This window comes from Anaerolineales bacterium (genome assembly GCA_037382465.1).
Classification (GTDB): domain Bacteria; phylum Chloroflexota; class Anaerolineae; order Anaerolineales; family E44-bin32; genus WVZH01.
Genome location: JARRPX010000047.1, coordinates 1 through 19,539, shown reverse-complemented (window position 1 = coordinate 19,539; position 19,539 = coordinate 1). Strand labels below are relative to the sequence as shown.

Genomic DNA, 19,539 nt, shown 5'->3' with positions numbered 1-19,539 from the left:
GAACTCACCGGATTGTGTATCAAAGGAAGGTGACCGTGAAAACGATTCGGACTCGCTGCCCCTATCCGTTCCAGATCATCGTTCTTTTCTTCGTCATTTTAACTGGCTGCTCACAGGGAGGGGAAGCAACGCATCCCGTTATGCTGGTCACTCCCAACGAAGAGGTAGATACCGGAAGCACGATCCGTCCATCACAGATCACCGATTCGCCGGGTGAGGGAATCGCCGGATTGGCGGCCGTGAAACATTGGCTCTATTTGCTCGACAGCGAACTCGATGAGGACCTTCTGCAGCAGATTGCCGCGTCCCCGTACGACATGGTGGTGCTCGATTACGTCCCCTTCGAGATCGATCGCGAGGACTTTCCCGTGGCACAGGTGATCGAACGCCTGCATGACGCTTCGCATCCGAAGCTGGTGCTCGCTTACATCGACATCGCCGAAGCGGAATCCTTCCGCACGTATTGGAATGATGATTGGCGGATTGGCGATCCGGATTGGATTCTCGGGGACGATCCGGTTGGTTGGGCGGTCGACTTCCCGGTGGCCTTCTGGAATGACGAATGGCAATCGATCTGGATGGGAGAAGACGGACTATTGCGTCAGGTTTTAGACATGGACTACGATGGGGTGTATCTGGATTGGGTGGCGGCGTACGAAGACGAAATCGTGACAGAGGCTGCCCGTCGTGATGCGGTGGACGCAAAATCCGAAATGATCGCCTGGGTAGGGTCGATCAGCGAAACAATTCGGCAGGCTTGTGCGCGCTGTGTGATCGTGGCGCAAAATCCGGCAGACCTTGTCGCAGATGAAGAGTTCCGCCGGAGCATCGATGCCGTCGCCCACGTGTGGTTCGATGGCGGCGTTGATAACCGGCCGCAGGGGGATTGTCCACTGCCGCGCACGGCGGACGAAATCGATACGCGTGCCTATCGGGAAAGTCTGTCAACTGCGTGCCGCCGGCAGTACGACGATTATCCGGACGGTACGCTGCACGGTAGCAGTGAGGAGTACCTGGAAGAATTATCCTTCGCCCGCAGCCAGGGATTGGTCGTATTCAGCGTGGATTATGCGCTTGAAGTGGAAAACATTATCTGGATCCTCCAAACGTCGCGCTCGTATGGTTTCGTGCCGTTTGTGGGCGCGCGAGCGTTGGATCGCTACATCGAAATCGTCGAATAAGTGAGAGGTTCCGTACACATCACAGGAGGTGAACGATGCGATACGAAGTGATCGGACAAGTGATGCAGAGCGTCGATGTACATCTGGGGCAGGGAGAATCCATGTACACCGAATCCGGTGGAATGGCCTGGATGCGCGGCGAAATCGACATGAAAACCGACACGCGCGGGGGTTTGATGAAGGGACTCGGCCGCGCCCTGGCCGGAGAATCACTCTTCATGACCACATATACGTGCCGGGCTGGCGAGGCGTTGATCGTCTTTACACCCGAAGCGCCGGGAAAGGTACTGGACGTTCAACTTGCCAGCGGACAAACCCTCATCTGCCAGAAGGATGCTTTCATGTGCGCGGAAGGATCGGCCCAATTGGAGATGTTCTTCCGCAAGCGACTCGGGGCCGGCCTCTTCGGCGGGGAAGGGTTCATCCTGCAGAAGGTGACCGGGCCGGGCGTCGTCTTTTTGGAAATTCCCGGCGAGTTGCGCGAATACACCCTGGCCTCCGGCGAGTTGCTGCAAGTCGATCCCGGGCACGTCGCCGCGTACGAGCCGACGGTCGATTTCGACATCATGCGCGTCAAGGGCGTGAAGAATATCTTCTTCGGAGGCGAAGGCCTATTCCTGGCCTCGCTCAAAGGCCCCGGCCGTGTGTGGCTGCAGACAATGCCGATCTCGAACCTGGCTGCGAAACTGCGCCCCTATTTTCCCTCGAAGGGATGAACGTCCCCGCCACTGGGGAAAGGACCGGCCGCCCTCCGGATCGAGGGTTCAATTCAGTTCGAACACGACGGTGACCCGCGCCGTGACGGATATTTGACCCGGGGCCATGCCGTCGTCGCTCATCGTGGAAACCTGAGTCGATTCCTGGATCACGTTCTGGCTCATCGTGCCGCCGTAGCGTGCGCCCCACCAGCCGGACGAGTACCAGGACCACCAACCTACCTGATCTTCGCGGATGTTGTTGGGCAGGCCGATGGATTGATCCAATTCCCCGGCGAGCGCCACCGCTTTTTCCCGTGCGGCGTTGATCGCCAATTCGCGGGCATCGTCGCGGTGCTTGCGAAGCTCCGTGGTGCGGAATTGGATCCCGTGTACGTAATTCGCGCCCGATTCGACGACTTCCGAGAGTAAATCGTCGAACACGCTGATGTCGCGCAGCGTGACGACGATCGTGCGGCGTACGAAGTAGCCGGTGACGATGCGCATCGAAGTGTAGCTGTAAGATTCGTACGTCGGCTCGATGCTGATGTGGTCGGTCTGGATGTGCTGCGGTTCGACACCGAAGTCCTTTGCGGTGTCGATCACGGCTTCGACGCGGGAGTCGTTCTCGTGTTTGGCGCTGTCCAGCCTTTCGCTCCATGTTTCAACCCCCAGCGTGATCTGGACTTCATCTGGGACGACGCGGATCTCCGCCTCCCCGCTGACGGTGATCGTGCGCGGTGTCTGGGTTTCGACGTTCGTTGACGTCCTGGAGGGCAAGAGGAAAACCCCCAGGGCGGTAAAACCTACGAGAAGAATGGACGCCGGTTTCATATCTGCAGCTCCTTTCGCCACGCGCCGTTTTCGCGGCGCTGCTCCTGTGGCGGTTTCGTTTGCTTCCACCCTATCGATTCAACATGGCAGTTTGCAGGTGAAAACGAGGCAGATTGGTGGCAGTATGAAGGAGGGTCCGCTACGTGGCGGCGTTCGGCTCCCAGCGCAGGGTGAAGGTGAAAGCCGCACCATCGACGGGCCGGCTCTCGACCCAGATGCGGCCGCCGTGCGCTTCCACGATCGTTTTGGCGATCGCCAGGCCCAGGCCGGTGCCGCTTTCGTTCTCGCCGCGGGCGCGGGCACGGTCGCCGCGATAGAAGCGTTCGAAGAGCATGGGGATCTCTTTGGTGGGGATGCCGGGGCCGGAATCTTGAATCGTACAGGAGACGTGGTCGCCGGACCGGCCGAAGGTGATGCGGATTCGGCCTGCAGAGGGGGTGAACTTGATGGCGTTATCGAGCAGGTTGACGAGGACTTGATGGATGCGGTCGGCGTCGGCGAGGACGCGAGTGGGCGCTTCGGCGGGCACAATGTCGACTTCGATCCGCTTCTCTTTTGCGCGTTCCACCAACTGACTCACCGCGCGTTCGACGGCGTCGCTCAATTCCAACGGCGCCGGATCCAGGGTGAGCCGTCCGGTGTCCGCCCGGCTAAGCAAGAGCAAATCGTTCGTGAGGCCGATCAGACGTTCCGTCTCCGATGCAATCGTATTCAAGAAGCGTTCGTGCACAGCCCTGTCGTCGGCGGCGCTGTCCTGCAGGGTCTCGACGAGGCCCTTGATGGCGGTCAACGGCGTTCGCAGTTCGTGGGACACATCGGAGACGAAGTTGGTGCGCAGCCGCACCAACTGGCGAAAGGCGGTGATGTCGTGGCCGACGGCAACGGCACCGCTGATGCGTCCATCTTCGTCATGCAGCGGGGCGGTCAATATCTCAAACACCTGATCCCGAGCGGTTATTTCTGTGGTCCGTGCCGCATCGCCAGCCAACGTATCTCGTATCACCTGCTGCAGAGAATCCGCAGCGAATTCTTGCAGCACGGACGCCGCCGGATTGGCCAGAACGGTATCGCCGTCAGCGTCGGCTGCGACGACGGCGTCAGCGATGCCGTGCAGGATGACTTCCCGCTGGCGGGCTTGTACGGCCAGGGCATCGAGTGCCAGGGATAGGTTGCTGTTCATGGTGTTGAACGCCTCGCCCAGGCGGTTCAATTCCGTGGTCGAGGCGGGGGGAATGGGAGAAACCGTTTCACCCCGGGTGATGCCGGTGGCTGCCCGGGTGAGGCGCTGCAGCGGCCGCGTCAGGGTGCGCGCCAGCAAAGCGCCCGCGATTCCGGTGAGAACGACTGCGATGAGGATGCTGCCCAACGCCTGTGTTCCGAAATACGTCGGAAAGAGCGACAGGCTCAAACGCGGCACCGGGCTGGCGATGTAATACACACCGCCGATGTTCCCGTTCTCCAGGCGAACGGGGCAGGCGGCGTAGAGCACGCGCTGGTCCGGCGCCCAATCGTAAGTGCGGACCGCCGTCGCCGGTTCGCCGCTCAGCACGCTTTGGATTTCGCTGCGGCCGAGGATCGCCGGACTCTGGCATCCTTCGTCGATTTGTTTTTGCACTGCGTCCGTCTGGACGGTGGATTGTCCAAGCGAGATCACCGTGCCCTCGTTGTCGATGATGCACTCGTGATATCCGGGCTGGACGTTGGCGCTGGGGGAGTATGCACCTGGGATGGTTTGCTGTACGGGGTTGTTGAGCGTAGTCTGGCCGCCGCTTTTCACCAGTTCGATAGCTTCCGCCAGGCGGCAGGCCTCGACCTGCAGATTCTCGCGCAGCATGCCCAGAAAGGCGCGATCGAGCGCCGCCCAGGCCAAACCGGCAGCGATTCCCATCGCCAGCAGGACCACGAGCAGGTAGGAGGCGATCAGACGAGCGCGAATCGATCGGAACATTGGACCCACATTGTAGCAGCCGCATGTGTCAGAAGTGTGTCAACACGCACGCGCACGCATCTGCGCCGGGTAGTCTGGGTGGGTAACCACAAGCTTACCGGGCGAACCCTTCGATCCACGACGTTCATTCCCGATCCAGCCGATACCCGACTCCCCGCACGGTTGCGATAGGCGCGGATCCGGCACCGGCTTTGCGCAGCTTGGCGCGCAGGCGTTTGATGGCGCTGTCGACGACGCGTGAATCACCGTGATAGTCATATCCCCATACCCGGCTGAGGAGCTGTTCCCTCGTCAGCACTTGTCCCGCATGCTGCATTAACGTCTCCAACAAATCGAACTCCAGGGGAGTCAGTTCGACGGGGATCTGCCGCCAATGGACTTCGTGTTCTTGCGGGCGTAAGGACAAATCCCCCGCGCGTAAGGTACCGCCCGAAGGTTGAGCCTGGGCTTTTGTCCGTCGCAGAACGGTCTTGATACGCGCCATGAGTTCCCGCACGCTGAAGGGTTTGACGACGTAATCGTCGGCGCCGAGTTCGAGGCCCACGACGCGGTCCACCTCCTCGCTGCGTGCGGTGAGCATGATGATGGGCGTGTCGCCGTGTTTGCGGATTTCGCGGCATACTTCGAGGCCGTCCAGGCCGGGCAGCATCAAGTCGAGGATGACCAGATCGGGTCTCCGCTCGCGAGCCAGGCGGAGTGCTTCTATCCCATCGCGTGCCACGAGCACGCCGTAGTGCGCTTTCTCCAGGTTGTAGCTCAGTAACTCGACGATAGCAGTTTCGTCATCCACGACCAGAATCGTATGCGGCATGGGTTTGATGCACCTCCATGCGATCTCGACGGCAGTCTGCATCCGTGGCGGCCTCTTACCTGGTGAGCGCCGCAGACGTATTCCTGCTGACCGAATTCATGCGTTAGAATATCAGTATCTTGGGTTAAAGCAAAATACCTGAATTCATGGGAGGCAGTCAACTGCCTCCGGTTGTATAGTAGGTAGACGTACAATGATTCGAGACGATTCATTTGAGGCAAGCCAGGAATTCATCAACGATCTGAAACGCGTCGTCAGGGAGGCGTCCTTCGATCGCATGACGCGGCTGCTCTACAGCACCGACTCCAGCATCTACCAGATCATGCCCTACGGTGTAGTCCTGCCGCGTGACGCCGACGAAGTCGTCGCTGCGGTGAAGGTCGCCGGCAAACATGGCGTTCCGGTCTTGCCCCGGGGAGGCGGGAGCAGTCTCGCCGGCCAGACCGTAGGCCGCGCTTTGATTCTGGATTTCTCCTATCACATGGACGGCATCCTGCAGATCGATCCGCAGGCACGTACCGTACGGACCCAGCCGGGGATCACGCTGGGGCAGCTTAACAAACGTCTCGAACGGTACGGCCTCATGTTCGGCCCCGATCCCGCCAGCGCCGATCGAGCGACCATGGGCGGCGTGCTGGGAAACAACGCTTCGGGCGCCCATTCCATCCTCTACGGATTGGCGGTGGACCACGTCGTCGATATGGACGTCGTCCTGGCCGATGCCCGGCGGGTGCATTTCGGAGAATCTACCCTGCAAGCCTGGGAGACCTATTCTCAACGGTCGGGCATCGAGGGACGGGTGTACCGTGAAATGCCCGTGATCCTCAGGCGCTATGCGGACGAGATCGAGGCGCATTATCCCGGCACGTTCCGCAGCGTCTCCGGATACAACCTGAATCACCTTTCGGGCAACTCCATACCCAATCTGGCGAAGTTGATCGTCGGCTCCGAGGGCACGTTAGGCGTGATGACGGAAATGACTCTCCACCTGGTCCCAGCGCCCTTGCGGAAACGACTCGCCCTGGTGCATTACGACCACGTGCGCGAGGCCCTGGAAGCCGTGCCGCCCTTGTTGGAAACGCAGCCCGCCGCGATCGAGGCGATCGACAAAATGCTGCTCGACCTGACCCGGACGGGAAGCGACTACCGTAAAATGCTCACTTTAATCGAAGGTGATCCTCAAATGGTGCTGGTCGTCGAATACGAAGGGGATGACGACGCCGAACTGGATGCAGGGATCGAGCGTTTGCGAAAGAAATTGAGTCAGCTGAATCATAAAGGTGCGCTGGTGATTCTCGCCGATGCCTCCCAACAAGAACTTGTCTGGCAGACGCGCAAGGTCGGCTTGGGTATCTTGATGAGCATGCGCGGGGATGCGAAACCCATTCCCTTCATCGAGGACGCCGCCGTTCCTGTGGAACATCTGGCCGATTACGTGGCGCAGATCGACGATTTCGCCCACGAGGTGGGCGTGGGCCAGATGGCGGTTTATGCCCATGCCAGTGCGGGATGCATGCACCTGCGTCCCATGATCGACCTGAAAACGAAGACGGGTATAGCGCAAATGCGGCAGATCGCCGAGAAGTCCTGCGAACTGGTGATCTCGTATTCCGGTACGACGAGTGGGGAACACGGTGAGGGAATGGCGCGCGGTGAATTTTCCGAGAAGCTTTTCGGGCCCGAACTCACTCAGGCTTTTCGCGATGTCAAGCAGGTCTTCGATCCTAAAGGTTTGATGAACCCGGGGAAGGTCGTCGACGTGGCAAAGATGGACGATGAGTCCTTACTGCGCTACGGAAGCGATTACGCCACGCCGTACGAGCCACAGTCGACCGTCTTTCAATTTCGCAAGGATCACGGATTCGCCGGGGCCGTGGAAATGTGCAACGGCGCTGGCGTGTGCCGCCAGTTGGAACAGGGCGTCATGTGCCCCTCTTTCCAGGCCACGCGAGACGAAACGCACAGCACGCGCGGCCGGGCGAACGCACTGCGCGCAGCGATGATGGGTCTGCTGGGTCCGGAGGGAATGAGTTCCCAGGAACTGTACGATGTTCTCGATCTGTGTCTATCCTGCCACGCCTGCACGTCGGAATGTCCCTCTTCCGTCGACATGGCGAAACTCAAAGCTGAATTCTTATACCAGTACTATCAAAAACACCGGCCATCGCTGCGTTCGCGGCTGTTCGCCCACTTCGCTGGGCTGAGTAAATTCGCTCAGCCCTTTGCACCGGTGGTCAATGCGCTCATGCGCGGGCCGGGCAAGTGGGCACTGACCGTTTTGGGTGTCCACAAGGCGCGTTCTCTACCGCGTTACGCCAGTCAACCTTTCAGCCGCTGGTATCGACAGCACAAAGCGCAGCTCGACGGCCAGGCCACGGCGACCCTGAAGCAGGTCGTTTTCTTTCACGACACGTTCATGGAGCATAACTCGCCGAGAATCGGCGAGGCGGCCATCCGCGTGCTCGAAGCTGCCGGCTGTGAACCGATCATACTGTGGGATCGGGTCTGCTGCGGGCGGCCGGCGGTGTCGAAAGGCTTCCTGGGGGAAGCCAGAAAAGCGGCGCAGCACAACGTTCGTTTGCTGGCTCCCTATGCGGCGCGCGGCATTCCCATCGTCGGTTGTGAGCCGAGCTGCATGGCCATGCTGGTGGATGAGTATCCGGATCTGGTTCCCGGGGAAGCGGCGGACGACGTCGCAAGCGTGACATTTTTGTTGGAGGAGTATCTCGTTCAATTGGCAAATAACGGTCACCTGGGACTCGAATTCGATGCGACTCCGCGACACGTGTTGTTTCACGGCCACTGTCAGCAGAAGGCGAGTTTCGGGACCGAGGCCACGCGGCAGATGCTCGAATTGATTCCCAACTGCACGGTTGAAGAGGTCGATTCCAGCTGCTGCGGCATGGCCGGTTCTTTCGGCTATGAAAAGGAGCATTACGATCTCTCGATCAAGCTGGCGGAGATGTCCCTGGCGCCCGCCGTCCGCAGCGCCGATGCGGATACGATCGTTTGTGCTGCAGGGACTTCCTGTCGCGAGCAGATCGAACACACGACGGGGAAGTCGGCGCTCCACCCGATCGAAGTGCTGGCCGGGGCGCTGCGAGATCGGAACGAAACGTGATATAGTCAGTTGTGAAGGTGCAGCTTCGAACCGACACGATGCCCGTCCTTTTTTCTTCGCCGCACGTACTCCCTGTCGTCCATCACGAGCAGAGTGGGTGATTCGTGAATCCGATGAACAATGTCTTCGTTCGAATATCTTCTAGGATGCACATCCATCAGATGACATAAAGAGCGCAGCAGGCATGAGCAGCGACGAAACGATCCTGATCGTAGACGACGATCAAAATTTACGCAGAACCCTCGAGGACATCCTGCGAACGAAAGGTTTTCATCCGATTTCCGCCTCTTGCGGTGTATCGGCCATGGTCGCCATAGAAAATGAAGTTCCGGCCGTTGCGCTCATCGATTTGAAGATGGAGGACATGTCCGGGTTGGAGCTGTTGGCGAGAATTCGGGATCGATTTCCCGCGACGGAATGCATCATGATCACCGGACACGCCTCGAGTGAGACTGCGATCGAAGCGATCAACCTGGGCGCCTACAGCTATCTGGAGAAACCGTACGACGTCGATCAACTGCTGCTTACGCTGCGGCGCGCGGTCGAGAAGCGTACGGCGGAGATCGAGCTGCGCCAGCTCAAAGAATTCCACGAGAACATCGTACAGCGCTTGATGGAGGGAATCGTCGTCGACGATGAAAACGAGCGCATTACTTTCGTCAACCCGGCCATGGTAAAACTCGTGGGATATTCGCAAGAAGAGATGTTGGGCAAACACTGGACGAAATTTCTTCCCACCGATCAACAGCCCATCGTGGACGCGGCGAACGAACGCCGGCGTCAAGGGGTGGAATCGGACCGCTATGAAGTCGAACTCCTGCGAAAGGATGGCACGCGGGTCCCGGTTCTGGTCAGCGGCTCGATGTTGTATGAGAACGACCGCCGTGTCGGATCAATGGCCGTCATGACGGACATCACCAACCGTAAAAAGACCGAGGAGCGCTTGCGCTACATGAGTATGCACGATGCGCTCACCGGCTTATACAATCGTGGGTGTTTTGAAGAGGAATTGGCGCGATTGGAGCATGACGAACTCTATCCCATCAGCGTCGTCATGGTGGATATCGACGATTTGAAAGTGATCAATGACACGCGCGGTCATGAAGCCGGGGATGAGGTTTTACGCCGTTCTGCGGCCGTACTGCGCAAGATTTTCCGTGCGGACGACGTCGTCGCACGAATCGGGGGCGACGAGTTTGCCGTGCTGCTTCCCAACGCGGACGAAAACATCGTGAACGTTGCACTCGAACGGCTGCGTGCGGAAGTCGAGATCCACAACTCCGAGAATGAGGACAATCCCCTTTCGCTTTCGTTAGGTTCGGCAACGATCATGAGCGAGGGCTCACTCAGCGCAGCACTCAATGCTGCCGATCGGCAAATGTACCAGGAGAAGCTCGGCAAGGGCGGCAAACCACGTTGGAAATCCAATCCCCTCTCAACCAAAGACTCCGATTAGTATTCACATTTTGGTAAATTTGGGATGAATTCAGTTTTGATTGGCAGCCTTTTTGCATCCTTTGTCAATATGAATATGATTGGATGATGCGAGGATTTATGAACATCGCTTCATCGGTGGTGATGTTCCTGACGAGTTAGGGCATCCGTGGAAACGACGAGAAAATCCGCAACGAAATCGGCATCCAGGCGGTTTACGCCTCCAACGTTCTCGCCGAAGGTCGTGAAAACGGCGAGATGGTGCGCAGGGATCGGGGTCGTCCTGCTGCTGATTGCCGTCATCGTGATTCTGGTGGGTTACCTCACCTGCCAGATATCCGGCCAGATCATGCCCGGTGTAACGGTCGGCGGTATGCCGCTGGAAGGCCTGAGCCTGGAGAGAGCGGCGCAGGAATTGGATCGTGTTTGGAATCGGGAGCTGCGCCTGACCGCCGTAGACAGCTCGGACGCCGATCGGGCGTGGGTCGTCACACCGGCCGATTTCGGCTTGGGTGTGGATGCCCGGTCTACGGCGATGCGAGCTTTCTCTGTGGGCCGCGGCCAGGGATTGATCCGGGGGATCGGAACCTGGCTGCACGGTTTCCGGCAGCCGACTGACGTGCTGCCCTGGGTCTACCTGGATGAGATCGCGGCTCGACACGGACTCGAAACCTGGGCCGAGGTCGTAGCGATTCCCGCCGCCGAAGCGCAGTTATCCGTTGATAATGGTGACGTGGCGTACCAGCCCGGCCGCTTCGGCAGGGTATTGGATGTCGAGGCCAGCCTCGCTTTGCTCGAGCAGGACCCATCTGCGATCCTGACGGAACGTCGCTTGATTCCCCTCGTTACGTCACCCAGCGAACCGAAAATCGTGGACGCTTCCGAAGCGGCGGACACTCTCGAAGGCATGCTGCACGCGGACGTCAGCCTGCGTGCATACGATCCAGTGACGGATGAAACCTTTGAATGGAAACCCGATCGCGAATCGATCGCTTCCTGGGTTGCATTGGATCGCAACATCTCGAGTATTTCGATTGGAATCGAAACGGAGGCAATCGAAGAATATCTCCAGGGGCTGGATGATTCCCTGGGAGAAGAACGCAGTTTCGATCACGAGGAAGCGCGGGTGGTCGTCGGGCAGGCACTCGAAGGTGAAGCGTCCGATCCCATTTTGATCCACTATCTTCCGACCAGCTACGTCATCGTTTCGGGCGACAATCTGGTTTCGATCGGTTTCAAGGTGTCGATGCCGTTCTGGAAGCTGCTCGAGGAGAATCCGATGCTCTCACGACGCGGCTTGCGGGTCGGTGAAACCCTGGTCGTGCCGCCGAAAGACTCGTTGTTGGAGCTGCCCGTCGTGATGGGCAAGCGCATCGTCATCAGCATCACCGAACAGCGGATGTGGGTCTACGAGAATGGGGATTTGTATCGGGAGTACGTCGTCAGTACCGGGATCGATTCCTCTCCGACGATGCCCGGCATATTCCAGGTCATGACGCACGAACTCAACGCCTACGCTTCGATCTGGGACCTGTACATGCCGCATTTTCTGGGGATTTATTACGCCACACCCGATCTGCTCAACGGGATCCACGGATTGCCGCTGCTTTCGAGCGGGCGGCGGTTGTGGGCGGACGTGCTGGGGCGACCCGCTTCGTACGGTTGTATCATCCTCGATTTGGAGGCGGGGGAGGCGTTGTACAACTGGGCCGAAAACGGTGTGGTGGTCGAGATTCGGCCCTGAAAACGGCGGCAGCGGACATTTATCCGCATCCGATATGCGGCAGATTTGAATCTGCCGATCTATGGCAGGTCCTACGATTTATCCCGAACACCGACGGATAAACATCCGGCGCCAGTAATTCCTTTTTCATCATCCTGAGCGGAACGAGCTGCGCAGCAGCGAGTGAAGTCGAAGGAGGAGCGTTGACACTGCGTGGAGAAGGTGAAGAGCCGTCCTTCTACTGCGGGCTGCGCTCCGCTTCGCCCTCCGCTTAATATGAATAGATAGGGGCTGCCCGACGCTCGCCTTCTATAGACAGAATCCCGCGCGCGCTCTTTCCGAAATTAATTACGACCTGGATCACCGAAACAGGATTTGGACGTGTATAATCTAATTTCCTGGCCATGACTGAATTGACGATCGAAAAGCGCGAGTTTTCACTCGAATCCGAATACAAGTACAAACGCACGGGACCCGTGCGCTGGATCCTGTCGCACACCTTGCGCTATCCCATATTCCTGCTCGGTATGATCCTGGCCGCACTTGGCAACAACATGGCATACAGCAACATTCAACTCTTCATCGGGCGCGCCTTCGACGTCATCACCGGCACTGGTTTTCAACGCGGTGAATTGATCAAGGTGGCCCTCACGGTTATGGTGGCAGCGATGAGCCAGGGACTGACGGGCTTGATGCGCAATTATTCCGCGGAGTTCCTGGCACAGCGCGTGGAACGTGATTCGCGCCACGAACTGTACGTCAGTTTGCTGGGGAAGAGTCAGACTTTCCATGGCCGCCAGCGCATCGGCGACATCATGGCACGCGCCACCAACGACGTGCGCACGTTGAACCTCATGTTCAGTCCGGGGGTGATGTTGATCACCGACTCCGTCATGAACACCATCGTGCCCATGGTGCTGATCGGTGCCATCCGGACCGAGTTGCTGCTCGTACCCTCGATCTTCCTGGTTCTGCTCATCCTGACCCTGCTTGATTACAACCATCGTTTGAATCCGGTCAGCACGGCCATGCGCGATCAATTTGGAGACATGAACGCCGGTCTGGCCGAAGCCATCGCCGGAATCGAAGTGGTCAAGTCCACGGTGCAGGAACACTTCGAGTGGGACAAATTCACACACGACGCCCGCCGTTATCGGGACTTGTTCGTGCAGCAGGGAGAAATTCAGGCGCGCTATTGGCCCATGCTGATTTTCAGCCTGAGCTGGGCGTTTGGACTCTTTCATGCCTTGTTCGTCTGGCAAGCGGGGCGGATAAGTCTGGGGGAGGCGATCTCATTCGTCGGATTGATGGGCGCGCTGCGGTTTCCGACGTTCATCTCTCTCTTCTCCTTCAATCTGGTTCAACTGGGTATCGCCAGCGCAGAGCGAATCCTGAAGCTGATCAACACCGAAACCGAACTGGACGAGAACGTCGGCGGGATCAGCAAGCCGATGCGCGGCGAGGTGGTTTTCGAGAACGTCAGTTTCAGCTACGGCGATCAATCCGTGCTGCGCGAGATCAATTTCAAGGCCGAGGCCGGCAAGACGATCGCCATCGTCGGCGAGACCGGTTCGGGCAAGACCACGCTGACGCGTTTGATCAACCGCATTTACGACGTCGACGAAGGTTGTGTGAAGATCGATGGAATCGACGTGCGCGATTGGAGCATGGAATCGCTGCGCTCGCAGATCTCGACGATCGAGCAGGAGATCTTCCTGTTTTCCAGCACGATCGCGGAAAACATCGCCTTCGGATGTGATTCACCTTCGCGGGAAAGTATCGAAAAGGCCGCCCTTGAGGCGCAGGCTGATGATTTCATCCAATCCTTCCGCGACGGCTATGAGACGGAAATTGGCGAGCGCGGCGTGATGCTCTCCGGAGGACAAAGGCAGCGCATCGCCATCGCCCGCGCGTTTCTCACCGATCCGCGCATCCTCATTTTGGACGACAGCACGAGCGCCATCGACAGTGCCACCGAAGATCAGATCCAGCGTGCCATGCGCCAGATCAGTCGCGAACGGACGACGTTCCTGATCACACACCGCCTCAGTCAGATCCGCTGGGCCGATCGCATTCTGGTCCTGCGCCGGGGAAGATTGGTGGATCAGGGCACGCACGAGGAACTGCTGGAGCGCAGCGCAGATTACCGGCGTATTTTTTCCCGAGTCGAATCGGGAAGCGGAAGCGTGAGGCCTTCCGCTGCCCCGATCCACGATGGAGACGATTGAGCGATGGGCTTTATCCTGGACGGTCTGGATACGGAAGCCTACGATCGTGAATACGGCGATCGCGTTCTTCTGGCGCGCATCCTGAGTTATTTCCGCCCGTTTGGGAGACAGGTTCTCTATGTGGCTGTAGCGCTGACGATCAATTCGGTCGCCGGAAGCGGTGCACCGATCGCCATCGCCAGAGCCATCGATGTCGTCGGGAAAAATCCATCCCTGACCAGCATCGCGCTCAGTTGTAGTCTGGTGCTGCTGATGGGCGGCCTGGCCTGGATCTCGAATTTCGCGCGCCAATGGCTTTCGGCGCGCGTGATCGGAGACGTCGTGCTCAAACTGCGGGAGGATGTCTTCGACGCCACGGTACGCCACGATATGTCGTTCTACGACGAACATCCCTCCGGCAAGATCGTCAGCCGCGTCACTTCCGATACGCAGGATTTTTCCGAGGTGGTCACGCTGGTCGTCAACCTGCTGAGTCAATTCATGCAAATTGGAATTTTGACGATCTGGCTGATGAGCATCAACACCGGCTTGAGTCTCATTTTGTACGCCATGGCGCCGTTGGCCGTGGTCATCGCGCTGAGCTTCCGGCGCGTCGCCCGGCGTGTAACGCAGAACGCCCGGCGCGTGACGGCCAAAATCAACGCCCAGATCCAGGAATCGATCAGCGGCATTTTCGTGGCCAAGAGCTTCCGTAAGGAGCGGGCGATCTACGACACCTTCGAACGCAACAACCGCCAGGGGTATCAGGTGGGGATACGCCGCGGTTTGACCTTGAATTCGATTTTCCCCATCATGGGACTCTCGTCCGGATTGGGTGTGGCGCTGTTGGTATACAGCGGCGGGATTCAGGTCGAAGCCGGGAATCTCACACCGGGCGATTGGTATCTGTTCATGCAGGCGGTCGGATTCTTCTGGTTCCCCATGATGAGCATCGCTTCATTCTGGAGTCAGTTCCAGGACGGTCTTTCCGCAGCCGAACGTGTTTTCGCCTTGATCGACGCCGAACCGATAGTCGTGCAGGTGGCGCACGATCGCATCGAACACATGCAGGGCAGGATCGAATTCAAACACGTGTGTTTTCGATACACGGAGAAGGAGGTCGTGCTTCCGGATTTCTCCCTCACCATTACTCCCGGTGAGACGCTGGCATTGGTGGGACACACCGGAGCGGGGAAGAGCAGTATCGCCAATCTGATCGCGCGCTTCTATGAATTTCAAGAGGGTGAGCTGCTCGTCGATGAACACGACATACGCCGCTTCGACCTGGACGACTACCGCCGGCATATCGGCCTGGTACCGCAGGATCCGTTTCTATTTTCCACGACGGTGGGCGACAACATCCGCTACGCACGTCCCGGCGCATCGGACGAAGAAGTGGTCCAGGCGGCGATGCACATCAGTGCAGGTGCGTGGTTGGAGGATTTGCCCAAAGGGCTGGAGACCTACGTCGGCGAGCGCGGCGCGCATCTGTCCATGGGGCAGCGGCAACTCGTGGCGTTGGCGCGCGTGCTGCTCAAGAATCCTGCGATCTTGATTCTGGACGAGGCCACCGCCAGCGTCGATCCATTTACGGAGACCCAGATCCAGGAAGGTTTGCAGTCGGTGATGCGCGATCGCACTTCGGTGATCATCGCCCACCGGCTGTGGACGGTTCAGAACGCCGATCGCATCATCGTCATGGACCACGGGCGAATACTGTCGCAAGGCACGCACGAATCCTTAATGGCGCAAGGGGGGCATTACGCCGATTTGTACAACACCTATTTCCGCCATCAATCGTTGGAATACATCGAAAGCATGGCGCGGTAAGCAAAAGCTCACCACATTGCAGGGGCAACATGGTGAGCTTCTTCTTTGATACATTCGACAATCAGGATTTGGCCTTCCGTGTGGTTCTCGCCGCCGGTTTGGCCGCCCCGAGGGGTAGATTGCCCTTCGATTCGATGACGATTTTTTCCCAGCTTTTTTGTTGGCTCGCAAGTGACTTGTTTTGCCGGCTTAAAACCATCAAGATTATCCAGAGTATCACAAAGAAAAGGATGCTTCTGATGTTGAATATGTCAGGGTCGTCGAAAATATTGATGATCCAAATTACGAGTGAGATTACGAAAGCCAGGCTGAAAGCAACGGCATAATTTCCAGCCATCTCTTTAAAAACAACTAAACGCTCGCGTTTAGTGAGTACGTAGTCGCGATTCTCCATTTGCTTTGCGAAATGACGAAAATCGAGCTCTTTCTTCATGGACTCTTCTTCGCTGCCCCATACATGAACTACGATGGGTGTCCAGTCGACAGCAGGTAAGGAAAACTTAATTTTAGGAAGAGAAAACGATCTGCTGCGGATGGTGAAAGTCTTTGGTCCCCAATCCACGTTACGTTTTCCGAAGACGTAGGTTCGATTGCCGATAAATTGCAGCAGCATACCGAGCATCAAGCCTAGGCCGAAGAAAACGATCGCGTTGACGAGCGGAGATCCTATACCCAGAGCATAGATAATATCGCCGCCAGATGTGGAGCCAGTCGTGAATAAGAGGCTCAGCGCGATCAATGGCAATAATCCGGGAATGACCTTGGCGACGACGTCACGAAGCAAAAATTGATCATAAAGTCCTCTGAAAAAGCTGGAGATCTCGTCCATGATACGTTGCTCCTTTCTTGATCCGATTCGATTGTAGGATGCGGACGGTTTTGCGTCGGCTGCAAAACCGGCGGCCCACGTTATTGTATTCGATTTGGAAGATTGTGGCTTGCTCCATTTCCCGATTCATCGCAGGGTGATGTACCAGGCAGGAATCGGTGGCTTTGTATCGGGTAAAATCTCACTTACTTTACTGCGAGGTACGCGATGCTGCGATTCCGGCTCGTTTCAAGCTTGCCGCTTATTGGTCTGGCTGTAACTTCCCGTGTTTCCGCTGCGGTAGACGATGACCGCCTGGATGGATTATTTTGCATGACCTGATCGTTCGAACCTCGCTCGTTGGACGATTATCCCCTTGACGAAATTCCGCAACCGTCCTATACATGCTAATTGCACGAAAGGCACACTTCTTTCGCACGTGCTCTAACCGAAAACAGTCTGGAGAGTTTGAATGACCAGTGTAGAAAGCGAGAACGTGGCGCAGCCCACGCATGTGTTAATGCGGCGCCTGCGCAACTTATGGAGCAGGTTTCTGGCCAGTCCGGTGGCCTCAGAAGAATTCATCCTCGTATTCACCTCGATCTTGATCGGCATCGGTGCGGGGATCGGCGCGGTCCTCTTCCGATACCTGATTCGCGGCGTGGAATGGGTTGGATATGAGTGGATGCCGGATTTGACGGCCTCCTGGGGAAAAGCCTACGTGGTCATCGTGCCGGCTGTCGGCGGCTTGATCGTCGGCCTTCTCGTCTTCTATTTCGCCCGCGAGGCGAAGGGGCACGGGGTTCCGGAAGTGATGGAAGCCGTGGCGCTCAAGGGCGGGCGCATCCGTCCCATCGTGGCGTTGATCAAATCCCTGGCCTCTTCACTCTGCATCGGCAGCGGTGGTTCGGTCGGGCGCGAAGGTCCGATCGTTCAGATCGGTTCGGCCCTGGGATCTACCGTGGGCCAGATTTTCCGTCTCTCCGACGAACGCATCCGCAACCTCGTCGCCTGCGGCGCGGCTGGCGGCATCGCGGCCACGTTCAACGCACCCATCGCAGGTGTCGTATTCGCCATCGAGATCATTCTGGGTGAACTTTCGGTGGCCCATTTCAGTACGGTCGTCATTTCGTCGGTAACTGCCAGCGTGATCGGACAGGCATTCTTCGGCGACGTGGCGGCTTTTCCCCTCGTCTCGCAATACCACATCAACAGTATCTGGGAGTACTTCTTCTATCCGCTCCTGGGAATTCTGGCTGCATTGGTCGCAGTGGCCTTCGTGAAGCTGCTGTACGGCCTCGAAGACCTTTTCGACCGCTGGAAGTCCGTCCCCGAATGGATCCAGCCGGCTGTAGGGGGCGCGCTCATCGGTGTGCTGGCGCTTGTCTATCCACAATTCACGACGGTACAGTGGGAAAGCCTTCCGCAGATTTTCAACGTTGGATATGAGGTAATCGGCAGCACACTGCAGAGCCAGGTCGTTCTCGAAGCCGTCTTCGTTCTGCTCGTGTTGAAGCTGCTGGCTACGGCGATCACCCTGGGCTCCGGAGGTTCGGGAGGCGTCTTCGCGCCTTCTCTCTTCATGGGGGCAATGTTGGGCGCCGCGTTCGGGGTGCTCTTGCAGTCGACGGTGCCCTTCACACCCGCGCCTGCCGGCGCATACGCCCTGGTCGGTATGGGGGCGGTTTTTGCGGCAGCCGCGCAGGCGCCGATGACCGCCGTGTTGATCCTTTTTGAACTTACCGGCGATTACCGCATCATCCTGCCGTTGATGTTGACTGTGGTCGTAGCCACGCTGTTGGCGCGAAAAATGATGCGCAAGCAGTCGGTCTACACACTCAAACTCGCGCGGCGCGGCGTGAATCTACGCTACGGCCGCGACGTCGACGTGCTGCAGGGTGTTCAGGTGAGCGAGGTTATGCGCACGGAGATCGACACCCTCGACCACGATCTGTCCATCGAGGGCTTTTCCGAGTCACTCGGCCGGAAACGCCACCAGGGATTCCCCATCCTTGATGAAGAGGGAAAACTGTGGGGGATCGTAACGGTGAGTGATTTGGAAAATGCCGTCCGATTACGCCGGCCGAAAGAGACGATCGTAAAGGACATCGGTACGCCGTTCGAAGATCTGGTGCTTGCCTACCCGGATGAATCGATCGGGGACGTATTGATCAAGATGGGCCCTCGCGGGTTGGGTCGCATCCCCGTGGTCTCCCGTGACGATCCGCATCAATTGATCGGGGTGATTGGGCGCCAGGACACCATCCGTGCCTACAACATCGCCATGGTGCGTCGGTCGGAATTGGGCCAACGGATCGAGCGAACCCAACGCGAGCGATCACAGGGAATGGAATACCTGGAACTGGCCTTGCATAAAACCGATCGAGCGGTGGGAAAACACATTTCCGAGCTCGCCTCCAATCTGCCTGAGGATTGCATCATCGTATCGATTCATCGAAATTCCAAGGTGATCATCCCTCACGGTCATACCGTGCTCCGGGAAGGGGACGTAATTACCGTCTACACGCGCAGTGATCTCATTCAAGAACTCCATAGGTCGTTCGAGTAGCCTGGCGGCGACCAAACACAACGAATGCGCCCTGGCGGCAGCTCTATCGCAGGCAGTGCCGGGCGCAAATTTAGTCTAGACGGTATTCCAGCCCAACAGATCACCGCGTGAGGTTGCGATGCCCGATCCGATCACGATTCGAAAAATGACCTCCGCCCTTCTGCCGGATTACCTGGCATTTTTCGACGGACCCGCTTTCTCCGACAACCCCGAATGGTCCGGTTGTTATTGCTGCTACTATCACATCGAGGACGCTGTGCAGTGGGAATCGAGAAGCGCTGCACAGAATCGAGATTTCGCCTCGAACCTCATCCGTGCAGGCCAATTTCCCGGGGTCCTCGCCTACGATCAGGATGGGCCTGTGGGATGGTGCAAGGC

The 19,539-nt window shown here is 58.0% G+C and carries 13 protein-coding genes; 9 read left to right on the top strand and 4 right to left on the bottom strand.

Annotation, left to right across the window (positions count from 1 at the left end):
* Window positions 1-1,181 (top strand): endo alpha-1,4 polygalactosaminidase (locus P8Z34_12175; GenBank protein MEJ2551429.1); only part of this gene is annotated, 1,181 nt, incomplete at its 5' end.
* A gap of 35 nt (window positions 1,182-1,216) precedes the next feature.
* Window positions 1,217-1,897 carry a TIGR00266 family protein gene (locus P8Z34_12170; protein MEJ2551428.1) on the top strand — a complete coding sequence of 227 codons (681 nt, stop codon included), beginning with the start codon at window positions 1,217-1,219 and terminating at the stop codon, window positions 1,895-1,897.
* 48 nt (window positions 1,898-1,945) lie between these two features.
* On the opposite strand, the gene P8Z34_12165 is transcribed toward P8Z34_12170, so the two are convergent.
* The 3 genes from P8Z34_12165 to P8Z34_12155 all read right to left on the bottom strand — a co-directional run bounded on the left by P8Z34_12165 (window position 1,946) and on the right by P8Z34_12155 (window position 5,469).
* Window positions 1,946-2,710 carry an SIMPL domain-containing protein gene (locus tag P8Z34_12165; protein MEJ2551427.1) on the bottom strand — a complete coding sequence of 255 codons (765 nt, stop codon included), beginning with the start codon at window positions 2,708-2,710 and terminating at the stop codon, window positions 1,946-1,948.
* Between the two features lie 139 nt (window positions 2,711-2,849).
* On the bottom strand, window positions 2,850-4,658 hold the full coding sequence (locus P8Z34_12160) for an ATP-binding protein (GenBank protein ID MEJ2551426.1): 1,809 nt from the start codon (window positions 4,656-4,658) through the stop codon (window positions 2,850-2,852).
* A 124-nt stretch (window positions 4,659-4,782) separates the two neighbouring features.
* A complete protein-coding gene (locus P8Z34_12155) occupies window positions 4,783-5,469 on the bottom strand; it encodes a response regulator transcription factor (GenBank protein ID MEJ2551425.1) in 687 nt (228 codons plus the stop codon).
* 193 nt (window positions 5,470-5,662) lie between these two features.
* Here P8Z34_12155 and P8Z34_12150 point away from each other — a divergent pair, with 193 nt between their 5' ends.
* From P8Z34_12150 to P8Z34_12130, 5 genes are all read left to right on the top strand, one after another.
* Entirely contained in the window at window positions 5,663-8,590 is a 2,928-nt protein-coding gene (locus P8Z34_12150) for an FAD-linked oxidase C-terminal domain-containing protein (protein MEJ2551424.1), read from the top strand.
* Between the two features lie 184 nt (window positions 8,591-8,774).
* Entirely contained in the window at window positions 8,775-10,046 is a 1,272-nt protein-coding gene (locus P8Z34_12145; GenBank protein ID MEJ2551423.1) for a diguanylate cyclase, read from the top strand.
* Between the two features lie 147 nt (window positions 10,047-10,193).
* The gene (locus P8Z34_12140; protein MEJ2551422.1) at window positions 10,194-11,768 is read left to right on the top strand and encodes a L,D-transpeptidase family protein; all 1,575 of its coding nucleotides are present in this window, start codon (window positions 10,194-10,196) and stop codon (window positions 11,766-11,768) included.
* A gap of 383 nt (window positions 11,769-12,151) precedes the next feature.
* On the top strand, window positions 12,152-13,975 hold the full coding sequence (locus P8Z34_12135; protein MEJ2551421.1) for an ABC transporter ATP-binding protein: 1,824 nt from the start codon (window positions 12,152-12,154) through the stop codon (window positions 13,973-13,975).
* Between the two features lie 3 nt (window positions 13,976-13,978).
* Window positions 13,979-15,784, top strand: coding sequence for an ABC transporter ATP-binding protein (locus P8Z34_12130; GenBank protein MEJ2551420.1), 1,806 nt, complete (start codon window positions 13,979-13,981; stop codon window positions 15,782-15,784).
* 61 nt (window positions 15,785-15,845) lie between these two features.
* On the opposite strand, the gene P8Z34_12125 is transcribed toward P8Z34_12130, so the two are convergent.
* Window positions 15,846-16,613, bottom strand: a complete 768-nt coding sequence (locus P8Z34_12125; protein ID MEJ2551419.1) for a hypothetical protein — start codon at window positions 16,611-16,613, stop codon at window positions 15,846-15,848.
* A 451-nt stretch (window positions 16,614-17,064) separates the two neighbouring features.
* Between P8Z34_12125 and P8Z34_12120 the strand changes: the two genes are divergently transcribed.
* Together P8Z34_12120 and P8Z34_12115 are read left to right on the top strand one after the other, a co-directional pair.
* Window positions 17,065-19,161, top strand: a complete 2,097-nt coding sequence (locus tag P8Z34_12120; protein ID MEJ2551418.1) for a chloride channel protein — start codon at window positions 17,065-17,067, stop codon at window positions 19,159-19,161.
* A gap of 118 nt (window positions 19,162-19,279) precedes the next feature.
* On the top strand, window positions 19,280-19,539 hold a 260-nt coding region (locus P8Z34_12115), incomplete at its 3' end, for a hypothetical protein (GenBank protein MEJ2551417.1).

Coding starts and splice junctions, on each gene's coding strand:
- P8Z34_12170 (MEJ2551428.1), top strand. CDS start 1,217: ATGCGATACGAAGTGATCGGACAAGTGATGCAGAGCGTCGATGTACAT.
- P8Z34_12165 (MEJ2551427.1), bottom strand. CDS start 2,710: ATGAAACCGGCGTCCATTCTTCTCGTAGGTTTTACCGCCCTGGGGGTT.
- P8Z34_12160 (MEJ2551426.1), bottom strand. CDS start 4,658: ATGTTCCGATCGATTCGCGCTCGTCTGATCGCCTCCTACCTGCTCGTG.
- P8Z34_12155 (MEJ2551425.1), bottom strand. CDS start 5,469: ATGCCGCATACGATTCTGGTCGTGGATGACGAAACTGCTATCGTCGAG.
- P8Z34_12150 (MEJ2551424.1), top strand. CDS start 5,663: ATGATTCGAGACGATTCATTTGAGGCAAGCCAGGAATTCATCAACGAT.
- P8Z34_12145 (MEJ2551423.1), top strand. CDS start 8,775: ATGAGCAGCGACGAAACGATCCTGATCGTAGACGACGATCAAAATTTA.
- P8Z34_12135 (MEJ2551421.1), top strand. CDS start 12,152: ATGACTGAATTGACGATCGAAAAGCGCGAGTTTTCACTCGAATCCGAA.
- P8Z34_12130 (MEJ2551420.1), top strand. CDS start 13,979: ATGGGCTTTATCCTGGACGGTCTGGATACGGAAGCCTACGATCGTGAA.
- P8Z34_12125 (MEJ2551419.1), bottom strand. CDS start 16,613: ATGGACGAGATCTCCAGCTTTTTCAGAGGACTTTATGATCAATTTTTG.
- P8Z34_12120 (MEJ2551418.1), top strand. CDS start 17,065: ATGACCAGTGTAGAAAGCGAGAACGTGGCGCAGCCCACGCATGTGTTA.